This is a genomic window from Kitasatospora sp. NPDC032757 (genome assembly GCF_055579305.1).
The window spans coordinates 1-22004 of sequence record NZ_JBVINN010000064.1 but is presented as its reverse complement, the minus strand read 5'-3'; the positions used below and the strand labels follow the sequence as shown (position 1 = coordinate 22004).

The following is a 22004-nucleotide window of genomic DNA, read 5'->3' as shown; positions in this document are numbered from 1 at the left end:
ATCCTCAGCTCTCCCTGATCGCCGAGCGCGGGTCCAGCAGAGCCAGCAGCACGTCGACCAGGAGGCCGGCGAGCAGGACGGTCGTGCCCAGGATCAGCACCATCGCCTGGACCACCGGGTAGTCCTGGGAGACCACCGACTGTGCCAGCGCCGAGCCGATGCCGGGCCAGGCGAACACCTTCTCGACCAGCACCGTGCCGGCGATCAAGGCGGGCAGCAGGCTTCCGGCGACGGTGAGCGTGGCGGTCGCCGTGTTCGGCGCCGCGTGCAGCAGGTAGCGGCGGGCGGGGGACAGCCGTTTGCTCCGGGCGGTGCGCAGGTAGTCCTCCGACAGCACCTTCAGCGCCTCCACCCGGATGATGCGCACCAGGACGGCCGTGGGCGCGAGGGAGAGCGCGAGGACCGGCAGGACGAAGGACTCGACGCCTGCCGAGCCGGCCACCGGGAACAGCTGGAGGCCGACGGCCAGGAGCGCGGTGAGCCCGGCGGCCAGGACGAAGTCCGGCACCCCGGCCAGCCCGGAGGTCAGTGCCGTGAACGCCAGCTCGCTGCGCGGGTGGCGGCCGTCGCGGGTGCGGACGGCCGCGAGCAGTCCGCAGGGCAGGGCGACGGCGAGGGTGACGAGGAAGGCCAGGCCGGCGATCTCCAGGGTGGCCGGCAGCCGGGTGCGGACCAGCTCGGCGACCGGGGTCCCGGTGACCAGCGAGGTGCCGAGATCGCCGTGCGCGAGGCCGCTCAGGTAGTCCCGGTACTGGGACGGGAACGACGTGTCGAGCCCGAGTTGGTGTCGGCGCGCGGCCACCAGGGCGGGGGCGGCGTCGACGCCGAGCGCGGCGCGGACCGGGTCGCCGGGGACGAGCCGGATCATCGCGAACGACGCGGTGAGCACGACCCCGAGGGAGAGGAGCAGCCGGGCCGTGCGGCGGCCGAGGAACGCCGTCCAGGGATTCCGCAGCAGACGGTGCAAGGACACGGTGGGCCCCCGGGTCACTGGTGGAGGCGGATGCTGGTGGGGACGAGCCGGCCGCCGAAGGTGGTGGCGAAGGTGGTGCTCCGGCCGTACACGGTGCTCCGGCCGTCCGCGATCGGCAGGGCGTCGGCCGAGCGGAAGAGGGCGGCGGCGGCCCGGTTCCAGGTGCCGCAGCCTTCGGTGTCCGGCTCCCGGAGGGCCTCGGCGACCAGGGCGTCGTACTCGGGGTTGGCGACGCCCGCGAAGTTGAGGCCCTGGGCGGGGGTGGGGCCGGAGAAGAACGGGATGAAGCCGACCGGCAGGGCGAAGCCCGGTGAGGTGCCGACCACGACGTCGAAGTCGCCGGTCCGGTACATGGCGTTGACGAGCGCGGGGAGGCTCTCGGTGACCAGCTCGACGTCCGCGCCGAGTGCCGTCCAGGTCCGGGCCATCAGCTCGGCGGCGGGCGGCAGCGTCGGCCCGAGGTCAGGGCTGGTGATCAGGCGCAGCCGGAGCGGCGTGCCGTCCTTGGTCGACCGGCCGTCCGGGCCACGGGTCCAGCCGGCGGCGCGCAGGGCCTCGGCGGCGTCCTGCGCCGGCAGGTTCGCGGCCGCGAGGTCGGCGTGGCAGACGGCGCCCTCGGCGCCGAAGTCGGTGGCGGGACGACCGGTGCCGCCGACGGCGACGTTGGCGAGGCCCTGGCGGTCGAGCGCGGACACCAGGGCCCGCCGCAGCGCCGGGTCGCCCGGCGGCCGGCCGGGGCGCTGGTTGAAGAACGTCATCCCGACGACGGTCGGCACGTCGGTGGTGGTCAGGCCGTGGCCGGTGAGCCGGGCGCGGTCCGGCCCGTTCACGTCCGCGATGTCGACACCCCCGGTGAGCAGCAGGTTCGCGGTGGTGGAGGCCTGGGGCACCACCGAGATGACGAGGCGGGCCGGCAGGCCGGGCTCCGCCGTGGTCGCGCCGGCCGGGCCCCAGGTGTAGCCCTCGCGGACGGTGAACTCGTACGGCCCGCCGGGGGAGTAGCGGCTCAGGACGTACGGGCCGGTGCCGTGGGTGGCCCGGTCGAGTGACTGCGGTCGGTCGAGGCCGGCGGGGCAGACGATCGGCAGCAGGCCGAGGGTGCGGGTGAGGAACGGGAAGGGCGCGGCGGTGGTGGCCGACACGGTGCCGGCCGGGTCGTCGGCGGTCACGGTGAAAGGGACGCCGGGCAGGACGGTCCGGGCGCCGGCGAGCTGGTTGGCCGGGTCGCCCGCGTACATCAGCGCCCGGGCCACCGCCGAGGCGGTGAGGGGGGTGCCGTCGGAGCAGGTGATTCCGGGGCGGAGGGTGAAGGTGGCCGTGGTGGTGGTGGCCTGCCAGGAGGAGGCCAGGCCGGAGACCACGGTGCCGTCGGGGGCGAGGTTGACCAGCGAGTCGTAGGCGTAGCCGGCCTGGGCGGCGCCGAAGGTCGAGTACGGGTCGAAGCTCGGCGTCTCACTGGCCGCGGCGATCCGGACGGTTCCGTGCTCGACGAGCGGAGTGCTCGTCGAGGACCGGGCGGCGCCCCCGCACCCGGCCACCGCGGCGACCGTGACGGCGGCGGCGGCGAGCGCACGGGCGGTCGGCAGGGTGCGACGGGGCATGGGCGCCATGGTGCCACCGAGTCGTCCCGCTGACGAGTCAACTCACCCGTGTGGCAAGTCTGTTCGAACAGCAAATGCCGCCTGCGGGTGGGGCCGGAAGCCGTTCGCGCGGCCCCGGGCGACCGGGTTCGTCTCACCCGTTCGAGGGACTGTACGGCGGCGGTTCCGCGGACCGGGCCGCTGGGCGGCCGGGCCATCGCCACACTGACCGCATGAGGACGAGGACGAACGAGCCGGGCGAGGAGATCGGCCGGCTGGCCGATCGGTACTGGGAATTCCTGCTGGAGCGCGATCCACTGCTGAGAGTGCGCCAGGGCCTCCCGGTGGAGACGCTCCCCGGGGCGTCGCCCGCCGAGGCCGAGGAGCGGGCGCGGTTCGCGGAGGGCGTGCTCGGGCGGGTCCGGGCACTCGGCGGTGTGGCGTCGTCCGGAGTCGACGCCGACACCGCCGCGTTCCTCGCCGGGTTGGCCGAGCAGGAGCTGCGGTCCCACCGCTGCTACTGGCTGACGCCGGCGGCCACGACGTACCGGCTGTTCCCGTTGTCGCAGTACGTCGACGCCGTCCTGTGCCCGTTCCGCTTCGCCGAACGACCGGACGTCGAGCGGTACTTGTCGCTGCTGCACGAGCTGGCCCGGGTGGTCGGTTCGATCGCCGACAAGGCGGCGGAGCAGGCCGGACGCGGTTTCCGGGTGCCGGCCCCGGCCCTGGCCGGGGTGCGCGCCACGGTCGTCGGCCTGCGGGCGTCCGTGGCGCGCCGGGTGGAGGTGGGCGACGACCGGCTCGGCGGGCTGGGCCGCGCCGACCGCGGACGGCTCGGCGACGGGGTGCACCGGCTGGTGGAGGTCGAGCTGGCACCGGCCTTCGACGGCCTGCTCGCCGTCCTCGACGACCCGGCCTACCTCCGCGAGGCGCCGCGGGCCGTCGGCTGGGCGCAGTACGAAGGCGGGGAGGAGGCGTACCGGGAGTTCGTCCGGACGCACAGCGGGGGCGACACGCCGCCCGAGCGGCTCCACGAGCTCGGCCGCGAGCAGTGCAGGGAACTCGCCGAGCGGATGCGGGAGGTCCGCACGGCCCTCGGATTCCCGGGCCCCGAGGCCGAGTTCCACGAGCGGCTGCGCACCGAGCCCCGGCTGTACGCCCGGACCCCCGAGGAGGTCGAGGCCCGCTACCGGGGCTACCTCGACCGGCTCGCTCCGCTGCTGCCGCGCTGGTTCGCGGTCCTCCCGGCCGCGCCGTACGGACTGGCGCGGCTGGACCCGGCGCTGGAGGCGGGGATGACCTTCGGATACTACGAGCAGCCGACCCCGGACGTCCCGGTCGGACGCTACCGCTACAACGGTGCGGACGTGGATCGGCGCTCGCTCCTGGGGGCGGCCTCCCTGATCCACCACGAGCTGGCGCCGGGGCACCACTTCCACCTCGCCCGGCAGGCGGAGAACCGCGCGCTGCCGCAACTGCGCCGCGAAGTGGCCGAGTTCGGTGCGTTCAACGAGGGCTGGGCCGAGTACGCCGCCGGCCTCGGCTGGGAGATGGGCCTCTACGACGATCCGTGGGACGCCTACGGGCGGCTGGCCCAGGAGCGGTTCACCGCGCAGCGGCTCGTCGTCGACACCGGGCTCAACCTCGGGACGATGGACCTGGAGCAGGCCCGGGTCTTCATGCGCGCGAACTCCACCGAGGCGGACGGCCAGATCGCCTCGGACCTGCTGCGCTACGCGACCGACCTGCCCGGGCAGGCGCTCTCCTACCGGGCGGGCTACCTGGAGTTCACCCGGCTGCGGGCCGAGGCGGAGACCCGCCCGGGCGACGGCTTCGACGTGCGGGCCTTCCACGAAGCGGTGCTGGGAGGAGGCGGGCTGCCGTTCCCCGCCCTGCACGGGCGGGTGGGACGAGAACTCGGAAATTCCAAGGAATCGTAAAAGTCGGACGATATGTTCACCTAATGAGTAGACGTACTGTACTTCGTGCCACTCGGACCGTTGAAGAGCACTCGCATGAGTGAAACCCGCCGGAACCGTTTGGCCTCGATGCATGTGGCTGGACTACGGTGGCGGAAGAGCGGGCGGCGGGCTCCACTGTGACGAATTCGGCTCGGCAGGTTGAGTGTCGAATTCCGGAAGTGGGTCCCTCCGCCCGCCCGGCTGTGCGCTGCTTCGGTGTCTGCAGTGCCCGGGTCCCCTGTCATGCGTATACGTAGAGAGGATGGAGCATCATGCCGCCCCTAGTACCGCCCTTCCTGGTCGGCCTCGTCGTCGCGCCACTCGCCAAACGTCTCCTCAAGCCGCTGATGCGCGGTGTCGTCAGGACCTCCGTCGGCATCGTCCTCGAGGTGAAGAAGGCGGCCCACGAGGCCGGAGAGAACATCCACGACCTCGCGGCCGAGGTCGCCGCCGACGTGGTGGCGGCGCAGATCGCCGCCGGTGACGTCGGAGTCCGTTCGGGCGACGGCCAGGGCCCCGCCGCCGGGAACGGCGAATCCGCCGATCGGACCGAGGGCGAGGCGAGGTCCCCGAAGATCCGTGCGACCGCCGGTGCCGGCAAGGTGAACTGACGGCCTGTCCGGTGGCCCTGGCCGCCTGGGCGCACATTCGGGCCGAGCCCGGATGTGCGCCCGGGCGGCGGTCGGCCGCAGACCCGTCGGCCGCTTCTCCTTCCTCCTTCAGAATTCCACTCCGTCGCAGAAATGCGTCACGCCCGTGACGGTTTTCGCGACCTCGCAAAACAGGTGATCGTACACATGCCTTCTCTGCTGGGTGCCGCAGCCGGGAATCACTCCGTGGATTTGGAAGTACGTCTGCGATCGGTCATTCCGGGCCGTCAGCGCTGGGACGTCAAACCCGTTCTCGGGCGGCCCCGGGCGGCCGAAGTCCTCGCCGCGGCCCTGCGGCGGATCCCCGGGATCACCCAGGCGCAGGCCAGCCCGGTCACCGGCGGGGTTCTCGTCCGGCACGATGCGCGCGTGAGCGCCGCGGACGTCGACCGGATCGTCCGCAGGGCCGTCGCCCTCGTCGTGGAGGGTGCGGCCCGAGTCACCCGTCCCGCGCCGGCCCGGTCCGCCGCCGAACCGGCGCCGCGCGCCGACCGTGGCGTCGTCGTACGCCCCGTGCTGGCCGTCGGGGGTGGCGTGGCGGCCGGGATCGCCCTGATCCGCGGGTCGGCGCTCAGCAGGCAACTGGTCGCGCTGGGCGGCGTGGTGGCGGCGACAGGGGCCGTCCTTCGGAAGGCCTGGCACAGATCGGCCGACGCGACCGAGGGCCTGCCCGGGACCGCGGCCGAGCGGCACCCCCTGCTGGAGATCGTCGGACCGCACCGCCGACGGCTCTACCGCGCCTCCGCCCTCTCGGTCGCCTGCCAGATCACGGAGATGGCGCTCGGCACCTTCCTCGGCTGGACGGCACTGGTCCTGATCAAGGGTGAGGCCGCGCCGCTGATCCGCTTCGGCCTCACCACCGCATCGTCCCAACTCTGGGGCCTGGCAGGCCTGGTGACCGTCGCCTGCGCCGCCGTCGCGGGCCTTTCCTACTCCTCGAACCTCCAGTGGCGTCAGCTCGGCCAGGACATCGAGCACGACTGGCGGGGCCGTACGTACGAGCACGTGCAGCACCTCGAACTGCGGCACCTGGAAGGCGAGCGGACCACCCGGATCGCCGGGGTGCTCACCGACGACGTCCGCCAGCTGGGCACCTTCTTCGCCACCTCGGCCAACGACGTGCTGCAGCTGGGCGCCAGCCTGGCCATCCTGGTGCCGTTGTTCCTCCTGCTGGCACCGCAGATCGCCTGGATCGCCTTCCTGCCCATCCCGGTCATCGCCTGGCTGTCGCTCCGCTACCAGGACAGGGTCACGGCCGACTACGCCGTCTCCGGTGAGCGCCGGGCGAGGCTGCACAGCCAACTGGTGAACACGCTGGAGGCCGGTGCCACCGTCAAGAGCTTCTGCACCGAGGACTACGAAGCCGAGCGCATCGACCAGTTGAGCGCGCAGGCTCAGGAGAGCAACGAGCAGACCGACCGGAGCACGATCCGCCACGCCGAGACGGTCAGGGTCTGCACGACCAGCTCGATGGCCGGCACCCTGCTGATCGGCGGCCGGTCGGTGCTCAACGGCAGCCTGCCGTTCGAGGTGTTCAGCCCGCTGATCGGGCTGCCCCAGATGGTGCTGCTGCGGATGAACCGGCTCGGCGGCATCGTCGACCAGTACCAGCGCACGCTCGCCGCCTACGACCGGGTCCACCACCTGCGGGCACTGCCCGTCGAGACCGAAGGCACCGACGGACCGCTCGACCCCGCGAAGGTGCGGGGCGAGATCGTCCTCGACGATGTGACCTTCGCCTACCCCGGCCGCCCGCCGGTGCTGGAGGACGTCTCACTGACCATTCCCGCAGGCCGGGTCACCGCCCTCGTCGGCGCCACCGGCTCCGGCAAGACGACCGTCGCCAAGCTGCTGATGCGCTTCCAGGACGCGGAGTCCGGCAGCGTGCTGCTCGACGGGCGCGACGTGCGCGACCTGCCGCGCCGGGACCTGCGCCACGCGATCGGGTTCGTCGCCCAGGACCCGTTCCTCTTCGACGGCAGCATCGCCGACAACATCCGCTACGGCAGCTTCGGGGCCCCGGACGAGGCCGTGGTCGACGCCGCCATGATGGCCGAGGCACACACCTTCATCGCGACGCTGCCGGACGGCTACGACACGGTGATCGGTGAACGCGGCACCGCACTCTCGGGCGGCCAGCGGCAGCGGATCGCCCTGGCCCGGGCGATCCTGAAGGACGCGCGCGTCGTGATCCTCGACGAGGCCACCTCCGCGGTGGACAACGAGACCGAGGCCGCCATCCAGCGGACGCTCCGGAGGTTCGCCGCCGATCGGACCATGGTCGTGATCGCCCACCGGCTCTCCACCGTCCGCCACGCGGACCGGATCTACGTCATGGACAAGGGCGGCGTCGTGGCCGAGCAGGGCACCCACGACGAACTCCTCGGCCGGCACGGACTCTACGCATCCCTCTGGCAGCTCCAGGCCGGCGAACTCGCCGCCTGATCACCGCAGCAGCGCCCGCCCGCCGACCGCGTGACGTCACCGCGGCCGGCGGGGCCCGCGTGCCGTGCGCGCACGCCCGCCCACACTTCTGGAGGTACCCCATGTCCCGTCGCGACGGCGACGTCCTTCCCCTGACCGCGGCACAGCGCGAGATCTGGCTCGCCGAACAGCACGCGCGGACGGCACTCGACGCCTACCGCATCGGCGATTACCTGGAGGTCCACGGACCGGTCGACGCGGAGCTCGTCGAGACCGCGTTGCGCCGGGTCGTCGACGAGATCGACGTGCTGCACGTGACTTTCGGGCACGACGGGCAGGACCCGCAGCAGATCGTCCGTGCGGAATGGGACTGGACACCGGCCCGGCTCGACCTCGGCTCGGAGCCCGACCCCGGGGCGGCGGCCCTGGCGTGGATGGCCCGGGACCGGATCCGCCCGCTTGACCTCACCCGTGACCCGCTCTTCAGCTTCGCGCTGATCAGCCTCTCGCCGACCCACCACATCCTCTACCAGAACTACCACCACCTGGTGATGGACGGGTTCGGCCTCTCCCTCGTCCGGCGGCGGATCACGCGGGTGTACACCGCACTGGCCGCAGGCGGACCGGTCCCGCCGTCGCCGTTCCGTTCCCTGGACGGCCTGCTCCGCAGCGACGCCGACTACCGCGCCTCGGAGCAGTTCGCCTCCGACCGGTCGTACTGGACGGAGCGGCTAGCCGACCGGCCGGAACCGACCCACCTCACCGCTCGGGCTCCGCGTGGCGGAACCGGCCTGCGTTCCGCGGTGGAACCGGCGGTGCTCCGCGTGGACGCGCTGCGATCGGCGGCACGCGGGACCGAAGTCCACTGGTCACGGGCGCTGTTCGCGGCGGCGGCCCTCTACACCCACCGGCTCACCGGGGACCGGGACGTGCTGATCGGCCTTCCCGTCACCGGCCGCGAGGGAGCCGGACGCGCGCTGATGTCCGCGCCCGGTACGGTGGCGAACGTCGTGCCCCTGCGTCTGCCGGTGCGACCGGACACGCGGTGGCACGAGCTGGTGGCCGAGGTGGCACGGGAGTCCGACGCGGCCCTCGCGCACCAGCGCTACCGCAGTGAAGAACTGTTCCGGGACCTCGGCGTCCCGGGCGCCGGCGGGGCGGCGTTCCCGCTCGTCGTCAACATCATGGCCTTCGACTCCGCGCCGAGCTTCGCCGGGCACCCCGCCACCCTCCACTACATGCTCCCGGAGCCGACCACCGGGCTGTCCCTGTGGATCACCGGCCGGCGGGGCGACGACGAGCTCCGGGTCGAGCTCAAGGGCGCTCCCCAGACCTGGAGCGCCGACGAACTCGCCGTCCACCAAGGGCGTCTGCTCGCCCTGCTGGACACCGTCGCGAACTGCGCCCCGCAGGAGCCGGTCGGCCGGATCGGCCTGCTCGCCGCGGAGGAGGAGCGGGAACTGCTGGAGCTGGGCACCGGTCCGGTGGTCGAGGGCCCCTCCGACAGCCTCCTGGAGGTGTTCCGGGCGCAGGCGCGGGCCACGCCGGACGCGCTCGCGGTGGTGGGGCCGGAGGCATCCCTGACGTACGCGGAGCTGGACGCGAGGGCGAACCGCCTGGCGCACGCCCTGATCGCCCGGGGCGTGGGGCCGGAGCGGCTGGTGGCGGTGGCCCTGCCGCGCTCGGCCGAGCTGGTGGTCGCGGTCCTCGCGGTGCTCAAGGCGGGGGCGGCGTACGTCCCGGTCGATCCGGAGTACCCCGCCGCCCGGATCGGGTACCTGCTCGACGACGCCCGGCCGGCCCTGGTGGTGACCGACTCCCGCACCCGGGACCGGCTGCCGGAGCCCGCTGCCGCCGAGCGGCTGGTGGTCGACGACCCGGATACGGCCGCGCTGGTCGCGGGCTGCCCGGCAGCGGATCCGGAGGTGGCCGTCGATCCGGAGCGCCCGGCCTACGTCATCTACACGTCCGGTTCGACCGGTCGGCCCAAGGGCGTGGTGGCGACGCACGGTGGGCTGCTCAACCTGTTCGCCGACCAGCAGCGGACGATGTACCCGCCACTGCTGAAGGAACGGCAGCGCATGCGGGTGGCGCTGACCACGTCGGTGTCGTTCGACGCCTCCTGGAACCAACTGCTGGCCCTGTTCGCCGGCCACGAGCTGCACGTCCTGGACCACGCGATCTGGACCGACCCGGACGCCTTCGTCGACTACGCCCGGTGCCATCGCCTCGACTTCATCGAGGCCACCCCGTCCTACCTCCACGTCCTCGTCGAACGGGGACTGCTGGACGATCCCCGGTGGCGTCCGGCGGTGGTCGCAGCCGGCGGGGAGGCCGTTCCGGAGCGGCTGTGGGAGCAACTCCGCGAGGCCGACGGGGTGTCCTGCCTGAACTTCTACGGGCCGTCCGAGTGCACGGTCAACTCGGTCGTCGCACCGCTGGAGTCGAGCCGGCGCCCGGTGATCGGCAGGCCCGCCGGCAACGCCCGGCTGCACGTACTGGACGGCGCGTTGCAGCCGGTGCCCGCAGGCGTGGCAGGTGAGCTGTACATCGCCGGCGCGGGCCTGGCACGGGGCTACCTGAACCGGAGGGGTCTGACCGCCGGGCGGTTCACGGCCGACCCGTTCGGGCCGGCCGGCTCCCGCATGTACCGCACCGGTGACCTGGTGCGGTGGGACGCGGAGAGGAACCTGGAGTTCCTCGGCCGTACCGACGACCAGGTCAAGATCCGGGGATTCCGGATCGAACTCGGCGAGATCGAGGCCGTGCTCGCCGAACACCCGCAGGTCGCACAGGCCGCCGCCGTGGTGCGTACCGAGGAGGACGCCCGGCTGGTCGCCTACGTCGTGCCGGCATCCGGCGCCGGGGCGGCCGTGGCCGAGCTGCGCGAGCACCTGCGCGAGCGGCTGCCGGAGTACATGGTGCCGGCCGCGTTCGTCACGCTGGACGCGCTGCCGCTGACGCCGAACCGGAAGCTCGACCGCCGGGCCCTCCCGGCGCCCGAGCAGATCGCCGCCGCCCCGGGCCGCGCCCCGCGCACCGCGACCGAGCACCTGCTCGCCGGGCTGTTCGCCGAGGTGCTCGGACTGGCCGAGGCCGGGCCGGACGACAGCTTCTTCGACCTCGGCGGGCATTCACTGCTGGCCACCCGGCTCGTCGCCCGGGCACGGTCGGTGCTCGGCGTGGAGCTGAGGCTGAGCGACCTGTTCGACGCGCCGACGGTGGCGGAACTGGCGGCGGCGGTGGACGTCGCGGGCCGGGCGCGGCCGGCGCTGGCGCGGCGCGAGCGGCCCGGGACGGTCCCGCTGTCCTTCGCGCAGCGCCGGCTCTGGTTCCTGCACAGCCTGGAAGGCCCGAGCGCCACGTACAACATCCCGCTGACGCTGCGCCTGTCCGGACACCTGGACCAGCGGGCCCTGGAAGCCGCCCTGGCGGACGTGGTCGAGCGGCACGAGAGCCTGCGCACCACCTTCCCGACGGTCGACGGCGTGCCGTGCCAGCGGGTGCTGGACCTCGACGCGGCGCGGCCGCGGCTGCGGGTGACCGAGGCCGGCGAGCACGACCTGCCGGACCGGCTGGCGCAGGCGGCCCGGTACGGCTTCGACCTCTCCGCGGAGCCGCCGCTGCACACCGAACTGTTCCGGCTGGGACCGGAGGAGCACGTACTGCTGCTCGTGGTGCACCACATCGCCGGTGACGGCTGGTCGATGGGGCCGCTCTCGCAGGACCTGACGACCGCCTACGCGGCCCGGTCCGACGGGGCGAAGCCGGAGTGGTCGCCGCTGCCGGTCCAGTACGCCGACTACGCCCTCTGGCAGCGCGAGCTGCTCGGCGACGGCTCGGACCCGGACAGCCTGCTGAACGGTCAACTGGCGTACTGGAGCGAGCAGCTGGCAGGCCTGCCCGAGCAGGTGGAACTGCCGTTCGACCGGCCCCGGCCGGCCGCGATGTCCTACCGGGGCGCCCACCTGCCGGTGCGGATCGACGCCGAGCTGCACCAGGGCCTGCGCGTGCTCGCCCGGGACGGCGGGGCCAGCCTCTTCATGGTGCTCCAGGCCGGACTGGCCGCCCTGCTGGGCAAGCTCGGCGCGGGCACCGACGTCCCGATCGGCACGCCGATCGCCGGACGCACCGACGATGCCGTGGACGACCTGGTCGGCTTCTTCGTCAACACCCTGGTGCTGCGCACCGACCTCTCGGGCGACCCGTCGTTCACCGAGCTGCTGGGCCGGGTGCGCGCCGACGCGCTGGCCGCCTACGCGCACCAGGACGTGCCCTTCGAGCACCTGGTGGAGGCGCTGAACCCGGCCCGGTCGCTGGCGCACCACCCGCTGTTCCAGACCATGCTCGCCCTGCAGAACGCGCCGCTCGGCGCGTTCGAGCTGCCGGGGCTGCGGGTGACGGCCGACCTGGTCCACACCGGGACGGCCAAGTGCGACCTGACCTTCATCCTGGCCGAGCAGCCCGACGCGGACGGGCTGTCGGGCATGGTGGAGTACAGCACCGACCTGTTCGACGCGGCCACCGTGGCGGGGATCGTCGAGCGGTGGCTCCGGCTGCTGCGGGCCGTGGCCGCCGACCCCGGCCGACGGATCGGCCGGGTGGACGTGCTGTCCGCCGACGAGCTCCGCGCGCTGCTGCCGGCCGGCGAAGGCCTGGACGACGGGCTGCCGGAGAGCGGTATCACCGCGCTCTTCGAGCGGCAGGTACGGGCGGCCCCGGCCGCGGTCGCCGTGGTGAGCGGCGAAGTGTCGCTGACGTACGACGAGTTGAACACCCGTGCCAACCGGCTCGCGCATGCCCTGATCGCCCGGGGCGTGGGGCCGGAGCAGCTGGTGGCGGTGGCCCTGCCGCGCTCGGCCGAGCTGGTGGTCGCGATCCTCGCGGTGCTCAAGGCCGGCGCCGCGTACGTGCCGGTGGACCCGGAGTACCCCGCGGCCCGGATCGCCTACCTGCTCCAGGACGCCCGGCCCGTGCTGCTCGTGACGACCGGCCGGATCGGCGACCTGCCGGGCGCGGAGGCGGTGGACCGGCTACTGCTGGACGACGCCGGGCCGGACGGGCTGCCGGACACGGACCCGGCGGTCCCGGTCGACCCCGGGCACCCGGCCTACGTCATCCACACCTCCGGCTCCACCGGCGACCCCAAGGGTGTCGTGGTCCCGCACCGGAACGTGGTCCGGCTGTTCGACACCACCCGGGACCTGTTCGGCTTCTCCGCCGAGGACGTCTGGACGCTCTTCCACTCCTACGCGTTCGACTTCTCGGTGTGGGAGCTGTGGGGCGCGCTGCTGCACGGCGGCCGCCTGGTGGTCGTGGACCACGAGACCAGCCGGTCGCCCGGCCGGTTCCTGGAGCTGCTCGTCCGCGAGCGGGTCACCGTGCTCAACCAGACGCCGTCCGCCTTCCACCAGCTGATCCAGGCGGACGCCGAGGCGCCCGAGACCGGCCGTGAACTCGCCCTGCGCACGGTGGTGTTCGGCGGCGAGGCCCTGGAGCCCGCCCGCCTCGCGAGCTGGTACGAGCGGCACCCGGACGACGCGCCGCGGCTGGTGAACATGTACGGCATCACCGAGACCACGGTGCACGTCACCCACGCGGCACTCGACCGGTCCGGTACCCCGGCCGGCCAGATCGGCACGGCGATCCCGGACCTGCGGACGTACGTGCTCGACGACGGTCTGCGCCCGGTCGCCCCGGGCGTCGCGGGCGAGCTGTACGTCGCGGGCGCGGGTCTGGCGCGCGGCTACCTGAACCGGCCGGGTCTGACTGCCGGGCGTTTCGTGGCCGACCCGTTCGGGCCGGCCGGCTCCCGGATGTACCGCAGCGGCGACGTGGTGCGCCGGGCGGCATGGGGGCACCCCCGGCCGGTGGGGGCGCCTCCCAGCCGCCAGGCTGGGGGCGCTGGGGGAGGCAGCCTGCGCTACGTCGGCCGGGCCGATGACCAGGTGAAGGTGCGCGGCTTCCGGATCGAGCTCGGCGAGATCGAGGCGGCGCTCGCCGCCCACCCCGGCGTCGCCCAGGTCGCCGTGCTGGCCCGGCAGGACCGCGCCGACGACACCCGGCTGGTCGCCTACCTGGTGCCCGCCACCGGCACCGCACCGCGCGCGGCCGACCTGCGCGCGCACCTGGCCGGGCGGCTGCCGGAGTACATGGTGCCGTCGGCGTTCGTGGTGCTGGACGCGCTGCCGCTGACCGCCAACGGCAAGCTGGACCGCCGGGCCCTGCCCGCTCCCGACCCCGCCCCGGCGGGCACCGGCCGCGCGCCGCGCACCCCGCAGGAGCAGATCCTGTGCGAGCTGTTCGCCGAGGTCCTCGGGGTGGCCGGGGCGGGTGTCGAGGACAGCTTCTTCGACCTGGGCGGGCACTCGCTGCTGGCCACCCGCCTGGCCGCCCGGATCCGCGCGACCCTGGGGGTGGAGCTGGAGCTGCGCACTCTGTTCGAGACCCCGACCCCGGCCGGCGTGGCCTCCGCCCTGGCGGGCGCCCGCCGGGCGCAGCTGGCACTGGTGCCCCGCCCGCGGCCCATGGGGGCACCTCCCGGCCGTCAAGGCCGGGGGAGGATCCCGCTGTCGTTCGCGCAGCGGCGGCTCTGGTTCCTGCACGAGCTGGAGGGTGTCGGCGCGAACTACCACATCTCCCTGGCCTGGCGGCTGTCCGGGACTCTGGACCGGCGGGCCTTGGAGGCCGCCCTGGCGGATGTGGCGGCCCGGCACGAGAGCCTGCGCACCGTCTTCCCGGCGGTCGACGGCGTGCCGTACCAGCAGGTGCTTGACGTCGTGGCGGGCCGCCCGCGGCTGGACGCGAGCCGGACCACCGAGGCCGGGCTGCCGGGCGTGCTGGCGGCCGCGAAGGACCGGCCGTTCGACCTGGCCGTCGATCTGCCGCTGCGCGTCGGTCTGTTCGAGCTCGGACCGGACGAGCACGTGCTCCAGATGGTGCTGCACCACATCGCCGGTGACGGCTGGTCGCTGGGCCCGCTCACGCGGGACCTGACCACCGCCTACGCCGCGCGCTGCCGCGGCGAGGAGCCGCCGTGGGCGGAGCTGCCGGTCCAGTACGCCGACTACACCCTGTGGCAGCACGAGCTGCTCGGCGACGCCACCGACGGGGACAGCCCGCTCGCCCGCCAGACGGCCTACTGGACCGCACAGTTGGCCGATCTGCCGGAGCAGCTCCGGCTGCCCGGTGACCGGCCCCGCCCGGCGGTCGCCTCCCACCGGGGCGGCTTCGTGCCCGCCGGGCTCGACGCGGAGCTGCACCGCGGACTGCGCGAGCTCGCCCGCGTCCACGGGACCAGTCTGTTCATGGTGCTCCAGGCCGGGCTGGCGGCGCTGCTGAGCAAGCTCGGTGCGGGCGATGACATCCCGGTCGGCAGCCCGGTCGCCGGCCGGACCGACCAGGCCCTCGACGACCTGGTCGGCTACTTCGTCAACACCCTGGTGTTCCGTACGGACACCTCGGGCGATCCGACGTTCGCCGAGCTGCTGGGCCGGGTGCGGGACACCGCGCTGGCCGCATACGCGCACCAGGACCTGCCGTTCGAGTACCTCGTCGAGGCCCTCAACCCGGCGCGGTCGCTGGCGCACCACCCGCTGTTCCAGGTGATGCTGGTGCTGCAGAACGCGCCTCGGGCCGACTTCGCCCCGCCCGGGCTGCACGTCGGCGACATGCCGTTGACGACGACCACCGCCAAGCTCGACCTGGTCTTCACGATGTCCGAGCGGTACGGGGAGGACGGTCCCCCTGGGCCTGGCGGCCCGGGAGGTGCCCCCACCCCGGGGGGGATCGACGGGTTCGTCGAGTACGCCAGCGACCTGTACGACCCGGCCACCGTCGAGACGATGATCGGGTGGTGGCAGCGGCTGCTTCGTGCGGCGGTCGCCGACCCGCAGCGGCGGCTCAGCCGATGCGGTCTGCTCGCCGCGGAGGAGGAGCGGGAACTGCTGGCGCTGGGTACCGGCCCGGTGGCCGAGGGTCCCTCCGACAGCCCGCTGGAGGTGTTCCGGGCGCAGGTGCGGGCCACGCCGGACGCGGTCGCGGTGGTGGGGCCGGAGGCATCGCTGACGTACGCGGAGCTGGACGCGCGGGCGAACCGGCTGGCGCATGCCCTGATCGCTCGCGGGGCGGGGCCGGAGCGGCCGGTGGCGGTGGCGCTGCCGCGTTCGGCGGGACTGGTGGTGGCGATCCTCGCGGTGCTGAAGGCCGGTGCCGCCTACGTCCCGGTCGATCCGGAGTACCCCGCCGCCCGGATCGGCTACATGCTCGAGGACGCCCGGCCGGTAGTGGTGGTGACCGATGCCCGTACCCGGGACCGGTTGCCCGGGGCCGGTGTCGCCGGGGGCTTGGTGGTCGACGACCCGGAGACCGCGGCGACGCTGGAGGGCTTCCCGGCAGCGGATCCGGCGGTGGCCGTCGATCCGGCGCATCCGGCCTACGTCATCTACACCTCCGGCTCGACCGGGCGGCCCAAGGGCGTCGTGTCGACGTACGGCGGCCTGCTCAACCTGTTCGCCAACCAGCGGCCGCTGCTGTTCGCGCAGCGGCCGAAGGGGCGACTGCGGGTGGGCCTGACCACGTCGGTGTCGTTCGACGCGTCCTGGGACCAGCTGTTCGGCCTGTTCGCGGGCCACGAGCTGCACGTCCTGGACGAGGAGACCTGGGCCGACCCGGACGCCTTCGTCGACTACGCTTCGCGTTGCGGGCTGGACTATGTCGGCGCCACCCCGTCGTACCTTCAAGTCCTGCTGGAGCGGGGTCTGTTGGACGATCCGCAGTGGCGTCCGGCGGTGGTCGCGGCGGGTGGGGAGGCCGTTCCGGAGCAGTTGTGGGAGCGGCTGCGGGCGGCCGACGGGGTGTCCTGCCTGAACTTCTACGGTCCGTCCGAGTGCACGGTGAACTCGGTGATCGCGCCGCTGGAGTCGAGCCCGCGCCCGGTGATCGGCCGGCCGGTCGGCAACGCCCGGTTGTACGTGCTGGACGGCGTGTTGCAGCCGGTGCCCGAAGGTGTGGCGGGTGAGTTGTACATCGCGGGCGCGGGCCTGGCACGGGGCTACCTGAACCGCCCGGGTCTGACTGCCGGGCGTTTCGTGGCCGATCCGTTCGGGCCGGCCGGCGAGCGCATGTACTGCACCGGTGACCTGGTGCGGTGGGGATCGGAGGGGAACCTGGAGTTCCTCGGGCGTACCGACGACCAGGTCAAGGTCCGGGGTTTCCGGATCGAACTCGGCGAGATCGAGACCGTGCTCGTCGGCCACCCGCACGTCGCGCAGGCCGCCGTGATCGTCCGGCGGGACCGGACGGAGGACCAGCGCCTGGTCGTCTATGCGGTGCCCGTCACCGGGGAGGAGCTCCAACCGGACGCGCTGCGGGCGCACCTGCGCGAGCGGCTGCCGGAGTACATGGTGCCGACCGCGTTCGTGACCATGGAGAGCCTGCCGCTGACCGTCAACGGCAAGCTGGACCGGCGCGCCCTGCCCGAGCCCGAGTACACCGCGCCACGGGCCGGCCGGGCCCCGCGCACACCACAGGAACACGTCCTCGCGGAGCTGTTCGCGCAGATGCTGGGGGTAGCCCGGGTCGGGGTCGACGACGACTTCTTCGAGCTCGGCGGACACTCGCTGCTGGCGACTCGGCTGGTGGCCCGGGCGCGTGTCACGCTGGGTGTGGAACTGGAACTGCGCAGCCTGTTCGAGACGCCGACAGTGGCCGGGCTGGCCGCAGGGCTCGGCCGAGCCGGCCGGGCGCGGCTCGCACTGCGCCACGTTGAGCGGCCCGAGCTTGTACCACTGTCGTCCGCCCAACGGCGGCTGTGGTTCCTGCACCAGCTGGAGAGCGCCGGGTCGAGCTACCACATGCCGCTGGCGTGGCGGCTCTCCGGCCCGCTGGACCGGGTGGCCCTGGAGGCGGCCCTCGGCGACGTCGTCGACCGCCACGAGACCCTGCGCACGGTCTTCCGCGTGGTGGACGGCGTCCCGTACCAGCAGGTACTGGCCGCCGGGGCGGTGCGGCCGGACGCGCCGGTCACCCCGGCCGACGAGACGGACCTGACGGAGCTGCTGGCCCGCGCCGCCGTGCGCGGCTTCGACCTCGCGGCCGAACCGCCGCTGCGCGCCGAGCTGTTCGAGCTCTCCGCCGACGAGCACGTGCTGCTGCTGGTGGTGCACCACATCGCCGGTGACGGCTGGTCGCTGGGCCCGCTGGCCGCCGACCTGGCCACCGCGTACGCGGCGCGCCGCCGGGACGAGGAACCGCGGTGGGCGCCGCTGCCGGTGCAGTACGCCGACTACACCCTGTGGCACGAGCGGCTGCTCGGGGACCGCAACGACCCCACCAGCCTGTTCGCCCGGGAGTCGGCCTACTGGACGGAGCGGCTGGCCGGCCTCCCCGGGCAGATCCGGCTGCCCGCCGACCGGCCCCGCCCGGCGACCGCCTCCCACCGTGGTGGGCACCTGGCGATCGACCTGGACGCGGAACTGCACGGCGCACTGGTGCGCCTGGGCAGGGAGCACGGTGCCAGCGTCTACATGGTGCTGCAGGCCGCGTTGGCGGCGGTTCTGGACAAGCTCGGCGCAGGCGACGACATCCCGGTCGGCAGCCTGATCGCCGGCCGGACGGACCAGGCGTTGGACGACCTCGTCGGCTTCTTCGTCAACACCCTGGTGCTGCGGACCGACACCTCGGGCGACCCGTCGTTCGCCGAGCTGCTGGCCCGGGTCCGGGAGGGCGCGCTGGCCGCGTACGCGCACCAGGACCTGCCGTTCGAGCACGTCGTCGAGGCCCTCAACCCGTCCCGGTCGCTCGCCCGCCAGCCGCTGTTCCAGGTGCTGCTCGCGCTGCAGAACGTGCCCCGCACGGAGTTCGGGCTGAGCGGTCTGGACGCCGAGATCCTCCTGGTCCGGACGCCCACGGCGATGTTCGACCTCGGCTTCCACCTGCTGGAGCGCGGCGGCACCGGCGGACCGGCCGAGGGGATCGTCGGGCGCGTCGAGTACAGCACCGACCTGTTCGACCACACCACGGTGGAGGCGCTGGTCGCCCGGTGGCTGCGCCTGCTGGCGTCGGTGGTCGCCGAGCCGGACCGGCCGCTGAGCCGGATCGACGTCCTCACCGCCGAGGAACGGCGCGAGCTGCTGGTGGCGCGCAACGACACCGCCCGCCCGGTTCCCGTCGACGGCCTGCCGGCCCTGTTCGAGGCGCAGGCCCGGGCGACCCCGCAGGCCCCGGCGGTGGTGTTCGAGGACACCGTGCTGACGTACCGCGAGCTGAACCGCCGGGCCAACCGCCTGGCGCACGCGCTGATCGCGCGCGGGGTGGGGCCGGAGCAGGTCGTCGCCCTGCGGCTGCCGCGCTCGGCCGAGCTGGTCGTCGCCGTCCTCGCGGTGCTCAAGACGGGGGCGGCGTACCTGCCGATCGACCCGGACTACCCGGCCGCCCGCATCGCCTACATGCTGGAGGACGCGCGGCCGGCCGTCGTCCTCGACGACCTCGTGGCCGTCACACCGGCCGAGGAGCGGCCGGAGCACGATCCGGCCGTCGCCGTGGACGCGCGGCACCCGGCCTACGTCATCTACACCTCCGGCTCCACCGGCCGGCCCAAGGCCGTGGTGATGCCCGCCGCCGGGCTGCTCAACCTGCTGGAGTGGCACCACCGGGCGGTCGGCGGCGAACCCGGCACGCGCACGGCGCAGTTCACCGCGATCAGCTTCGACGTCTCGGTGCAGGAGATGCTCTCCGCGCTGCTGTACGGCAAGACCCTGGTCGTGCCGACCGAGGAGCAGCGCCGCAGCGCCGAGCTCTTCGCGCACTGGCTCGACCGGCACGGGGTGGAGGAGCTGTTCGCGCCCAACCTGGTGGTCGAGGCGCTGGCCGAGGCCGCCGAGGAGGCCGGGCTGGAGCTGCCGAGTCTGCGGCTGGTCGCGCAGGCCGGCGAGGCGATGCGCCTCGGCGGCGCGGTGCGCCGCTTCCAGGCCCGCCGTCCGGGCCGGACGCTGCACAACCACTACGGGCCTGCCGAGACCCATGTGGTCACCGCCTACCCGCTGCCGGCCGACCCCGCCGACTGCCCGCTGCCGGTGCCGATCGGCCGGCCGATCGCCAACTGCCGGGCGTACGTGCTGGATTCGGCCCTGCGACCGGTCGCCCCCGGGGTGACGGGCGAGCTGTACCTGGCCGGGGCGGGACTGGCCCGCGGCTACCTGAACCGGCCGGGGCCGACCGCGAGCAGGTTCGTGGCCGACCCGTACGGTCCGGCGGGCACGCTGATGTACCGCACCGGAGACCTGGTCCGCTGGCGTGCCGACAGCGAGCTGGAGTTCGCCGGCCGGGTGGACCACCAGGTGAAGGTGCGCGGCTTCCGGATCGAGCCGGGCGAGATCGAGGCCGAGCTGACCGCGCACCCGGGCGTCGCCCAGGCCGCGGTGCTCGCCCGCGAGGACCAGGCGGGCGAGACCCGGATCGTCGCGTACGCGGTGCCATCGGGCGAGGCGCCGGCCACCGCGGAGACACTGGCGGCGTACCTGCGCGACCGGGTGCCGGACTACCTGGTGCCGTCGGCGTTCGTGCTCCTGGACGCACTGCCGCTGACACCGAACGGGAAGCTGGACCGCGCGGCGCTGCCCGCTCCCGAGCTCGGCTCGGCCGGAGCGGGGCGGGCGCCGCGCACCCCGCAGGAGCAGATCCTCTGCGAGCTGTTCGCCGAGGTCCTGGGCCTGCCACGGGCAGGGGTCGACGACGACTTCTTCGACCTCGGCGGGCACTCCCTGCTCGCCACCCGCCTGATGTCGCGGGTCCGGGCCACCCTCGGCGTCGAGCTGGAGCTGCGCAGCCTGTTCCGGACGCCGACGCCCGCCGGGCTCGCGGCCGTCCTGCACGGCGCGGGCACCGCGCGGCAGGCCCTGGTTCCCCGGCCGCGCCGTGAGCCGATGCCGCTGTCGTTCGCCCAGCGCCGGCTCTGGTTCCTCCAGCAGTTCGGCGCACCGAGTGCCACCTACCACATGCCGCTGGCCCTGCGGCTGTCCGGCCGCCTCGACCGGGCCGCCCTGAGTGCCGCGCTCGTGGACGTGGTGGCTCGGCACGAGACGCTGCGCACGGTCTTCCCGCACACCGGCGGAGTCCCGCACCAGCGGGTGCTGCCGGCCGCCGAGGCCGTCGTCCCGCTGACGGTGCGCGCGGCCGGCGAGGCGGAGGTGCCGGCCCTGCTGCGCGAGGCGGCGGTGCGCGGCTTCGACCTGACCTCGGACCTGCCGCTGCGGGCCGAGCTGTTCGCGGTCGCGCCGGAGGAGCACGTGCTGCTGCTGGTGATGCACCACATCGCCGGTGACGGCTGGTCCATGGACCCGCTGGCCCACGACCTCGCCACCGCCTACACCGCCCGGCAGGGTGGCGGGACACCCGCATGGCCGCCGCTGCCGGTGACCTACGGCGACTACACCCTGTGGCAGCGCGAGATCCTCGGCGACGAGCACGACGCCGGCAGCGTGTTCTCCCGCCAGGTCGGCTACTGGACCTCGGCGCTGGCCGGGCTGCCCGACCAGCTGCAGCTGCCCGTCGACCGGCCGCGCCCGGCCGCCATGTCGTACGGCGGCGACCTGCTGGACATCCGGATCGACGCCGAACTGCACGCGGCGCTGGTGGAGTTGGCGCGGCGATCGGGTGCGACCCTGTTCATGGTGCTGCAGGCGGCGCTCGCCGCGTTGTACACGCGGTTGGGTGCGGGGACGGACGTTCCGATCGGGAGTCCGATCGCGGGGCGTACGGACGAGGCGCTGGACGAGCTGGTCGGGTTCTTCGTCAACACGTTGGTGCTGCGGACGGACACCAGCGGTGATCCGTCGTTCGTGGAGTTGTTGGGGCGGGTGCGGGAGACGGCGCTGGAGGCGTTCGCGCACCAGGACGTGCCGTTCGAGCATCTGGTGGAGGTGTTGAACCCGTCCCGGTCGCTGTCGCACCACCCGCTGTTCCAGACCGGGCTCGTCGTTCAGAACGCGCCTGGCGGCGCCTTCGACCTCCCCGGCCTGCGGGTCTCCGGGGTGTCCGTGCCCACCGGGACCTCGCGGCTCGACCTCACCTTCGGCCTCGCGGAGGAGTACGGGCCCGACGGCGTGCCGGCGGGGCTCAGCGGCGCGGTCGAGTACAGCACCGACCTGTTCGACCGCGCGACGGTCGAGACGTTGGTCGCCCGCTGGACCAGGCTGCTGGTCGCGGTCGCGGTCGCTCCGGACCGGCGGATCGGCGGGATCGACCTGCTGTCCGCCGAGGAGAGTGGTGAGCTGCTCCCCGCCGTGGAGGAAGGGGAGGCCACGGCGAGCCTGCCGGCGCTGTTCGCGGTGCAGGTGGCGGCGACGCCGGATGCGGTGGCGGTGGTGTGCGGCGGCGTGGAGTTGACGTATCGGGAGTTGGACGGTCGGGCGAACCG

At 73.9% G+C, this 22004-nt stretch carries 7 protein-coding genes; 4 read left to right on the top strand and 3 right to left on the bottom strand.

From position 1 onward, the window contains the following. Positions 1 to 4: 4 nt before the first annotated feature. The gene (locus ACZ5WK_RS38210) at positions 5 to 973 is read right to left on the bottom strand and encodes an ABC transporter permease (RefSeq protein WP_465554835.1); all 969 of its coding nucleotides are present in this window, start codon (positions 971 to 973) and stop codon (positions 5 to 7) included. 14 nt (positions 974 to 987) lie between these two features. Continuing rightward, entirely contained in the window at positions 988 to 2574 is a 1587-nt protein-coding gene (locus ACZ5WK_RS38205; RefSeq protein WP_465554833.1) for an ABC transporter substrate-binding protein, read from the bottom strand. A gap of 212 nt (positions 2575 to 2786) precedes the next feature. On the opposite strand from ACZ5WK_RS38205, the gene ACZ5WK_RS38200 reads away from it, so the two are divergent. Together ACZ5WK_RS38200 and ACZ5WK_RS38195 are read left to right on the top strand one after the other, a co-directional pair. After that, positions 2787 to 4493, top strand: coding sequence for a DUF885 domain-containing protein (locus tag ACZ5WK_RS38200; protein ID WP_465554830.1), 1707 nt, complete (start codon positions 2787 to 2789; stop codon positions 4491 to 4493). Positions 4494 to 4786: 293 nt separating this feature from the next. Next, positions 4787 to 5125: a DUF5132 domain-containing protein gene (locus ACZ5WK_RS38195; RefSeq protein WP_465554827.1), complete on the top strand. Its 339-nt coding sequence runs from the start codon at positions 4787 to 4789 to the stop codon at positions 5123 to 5125. Between the two features lie 108 nt (positions 5126 to 5233). Here the strand turns inward: ACZ5WK_RS38195 and ACZ5WK_RS38190 are convergent, their stop codons facing one another. Continuing rightward, complete coding sequence (locus ACZ5WK_RS38190) at positions 5234 to 5524, bottom strand: hypothetical protein (protein ID WP_465554825.1); 291 nt, start codon at positions 5522 to 5524, stop codon at positions 5234 to 5236. A 9-nt stretch (positions 5525 to 5533) separates the two neighbouring features. Between ACZ5WK_RS38190 and ACZ5WK_RS38185 the strand changes: the two genes are divergently transcribed. Both ACZ5WK_RS38185 and ACZ5WK_RS38180 read left to right on the top strand, forming a co-directional pair. Continuing rightward, on the top strand, positions 5534 to 7609 hold the full coding sequence (locus tag ACZ5WK_RS38185; RefSeq protein ID WP_465554823.1) for an ABC transporter ATP-binding protein: 2076 nt from the start codon (positions 5534 to 5536) through the stop codon (positions 7607 to 7609). Positions 7610 to 7710: 101 nt separating this feature from the next. After that, a partial coding sequence (locus tag ACZ5WK_RS38180; RefSeq protein WP_465554821.1) for an amino acid adenylation domain-containing protein occupies positions 7711 to 22004 on the top strand: 14294 nt, incomplete at its 3' end.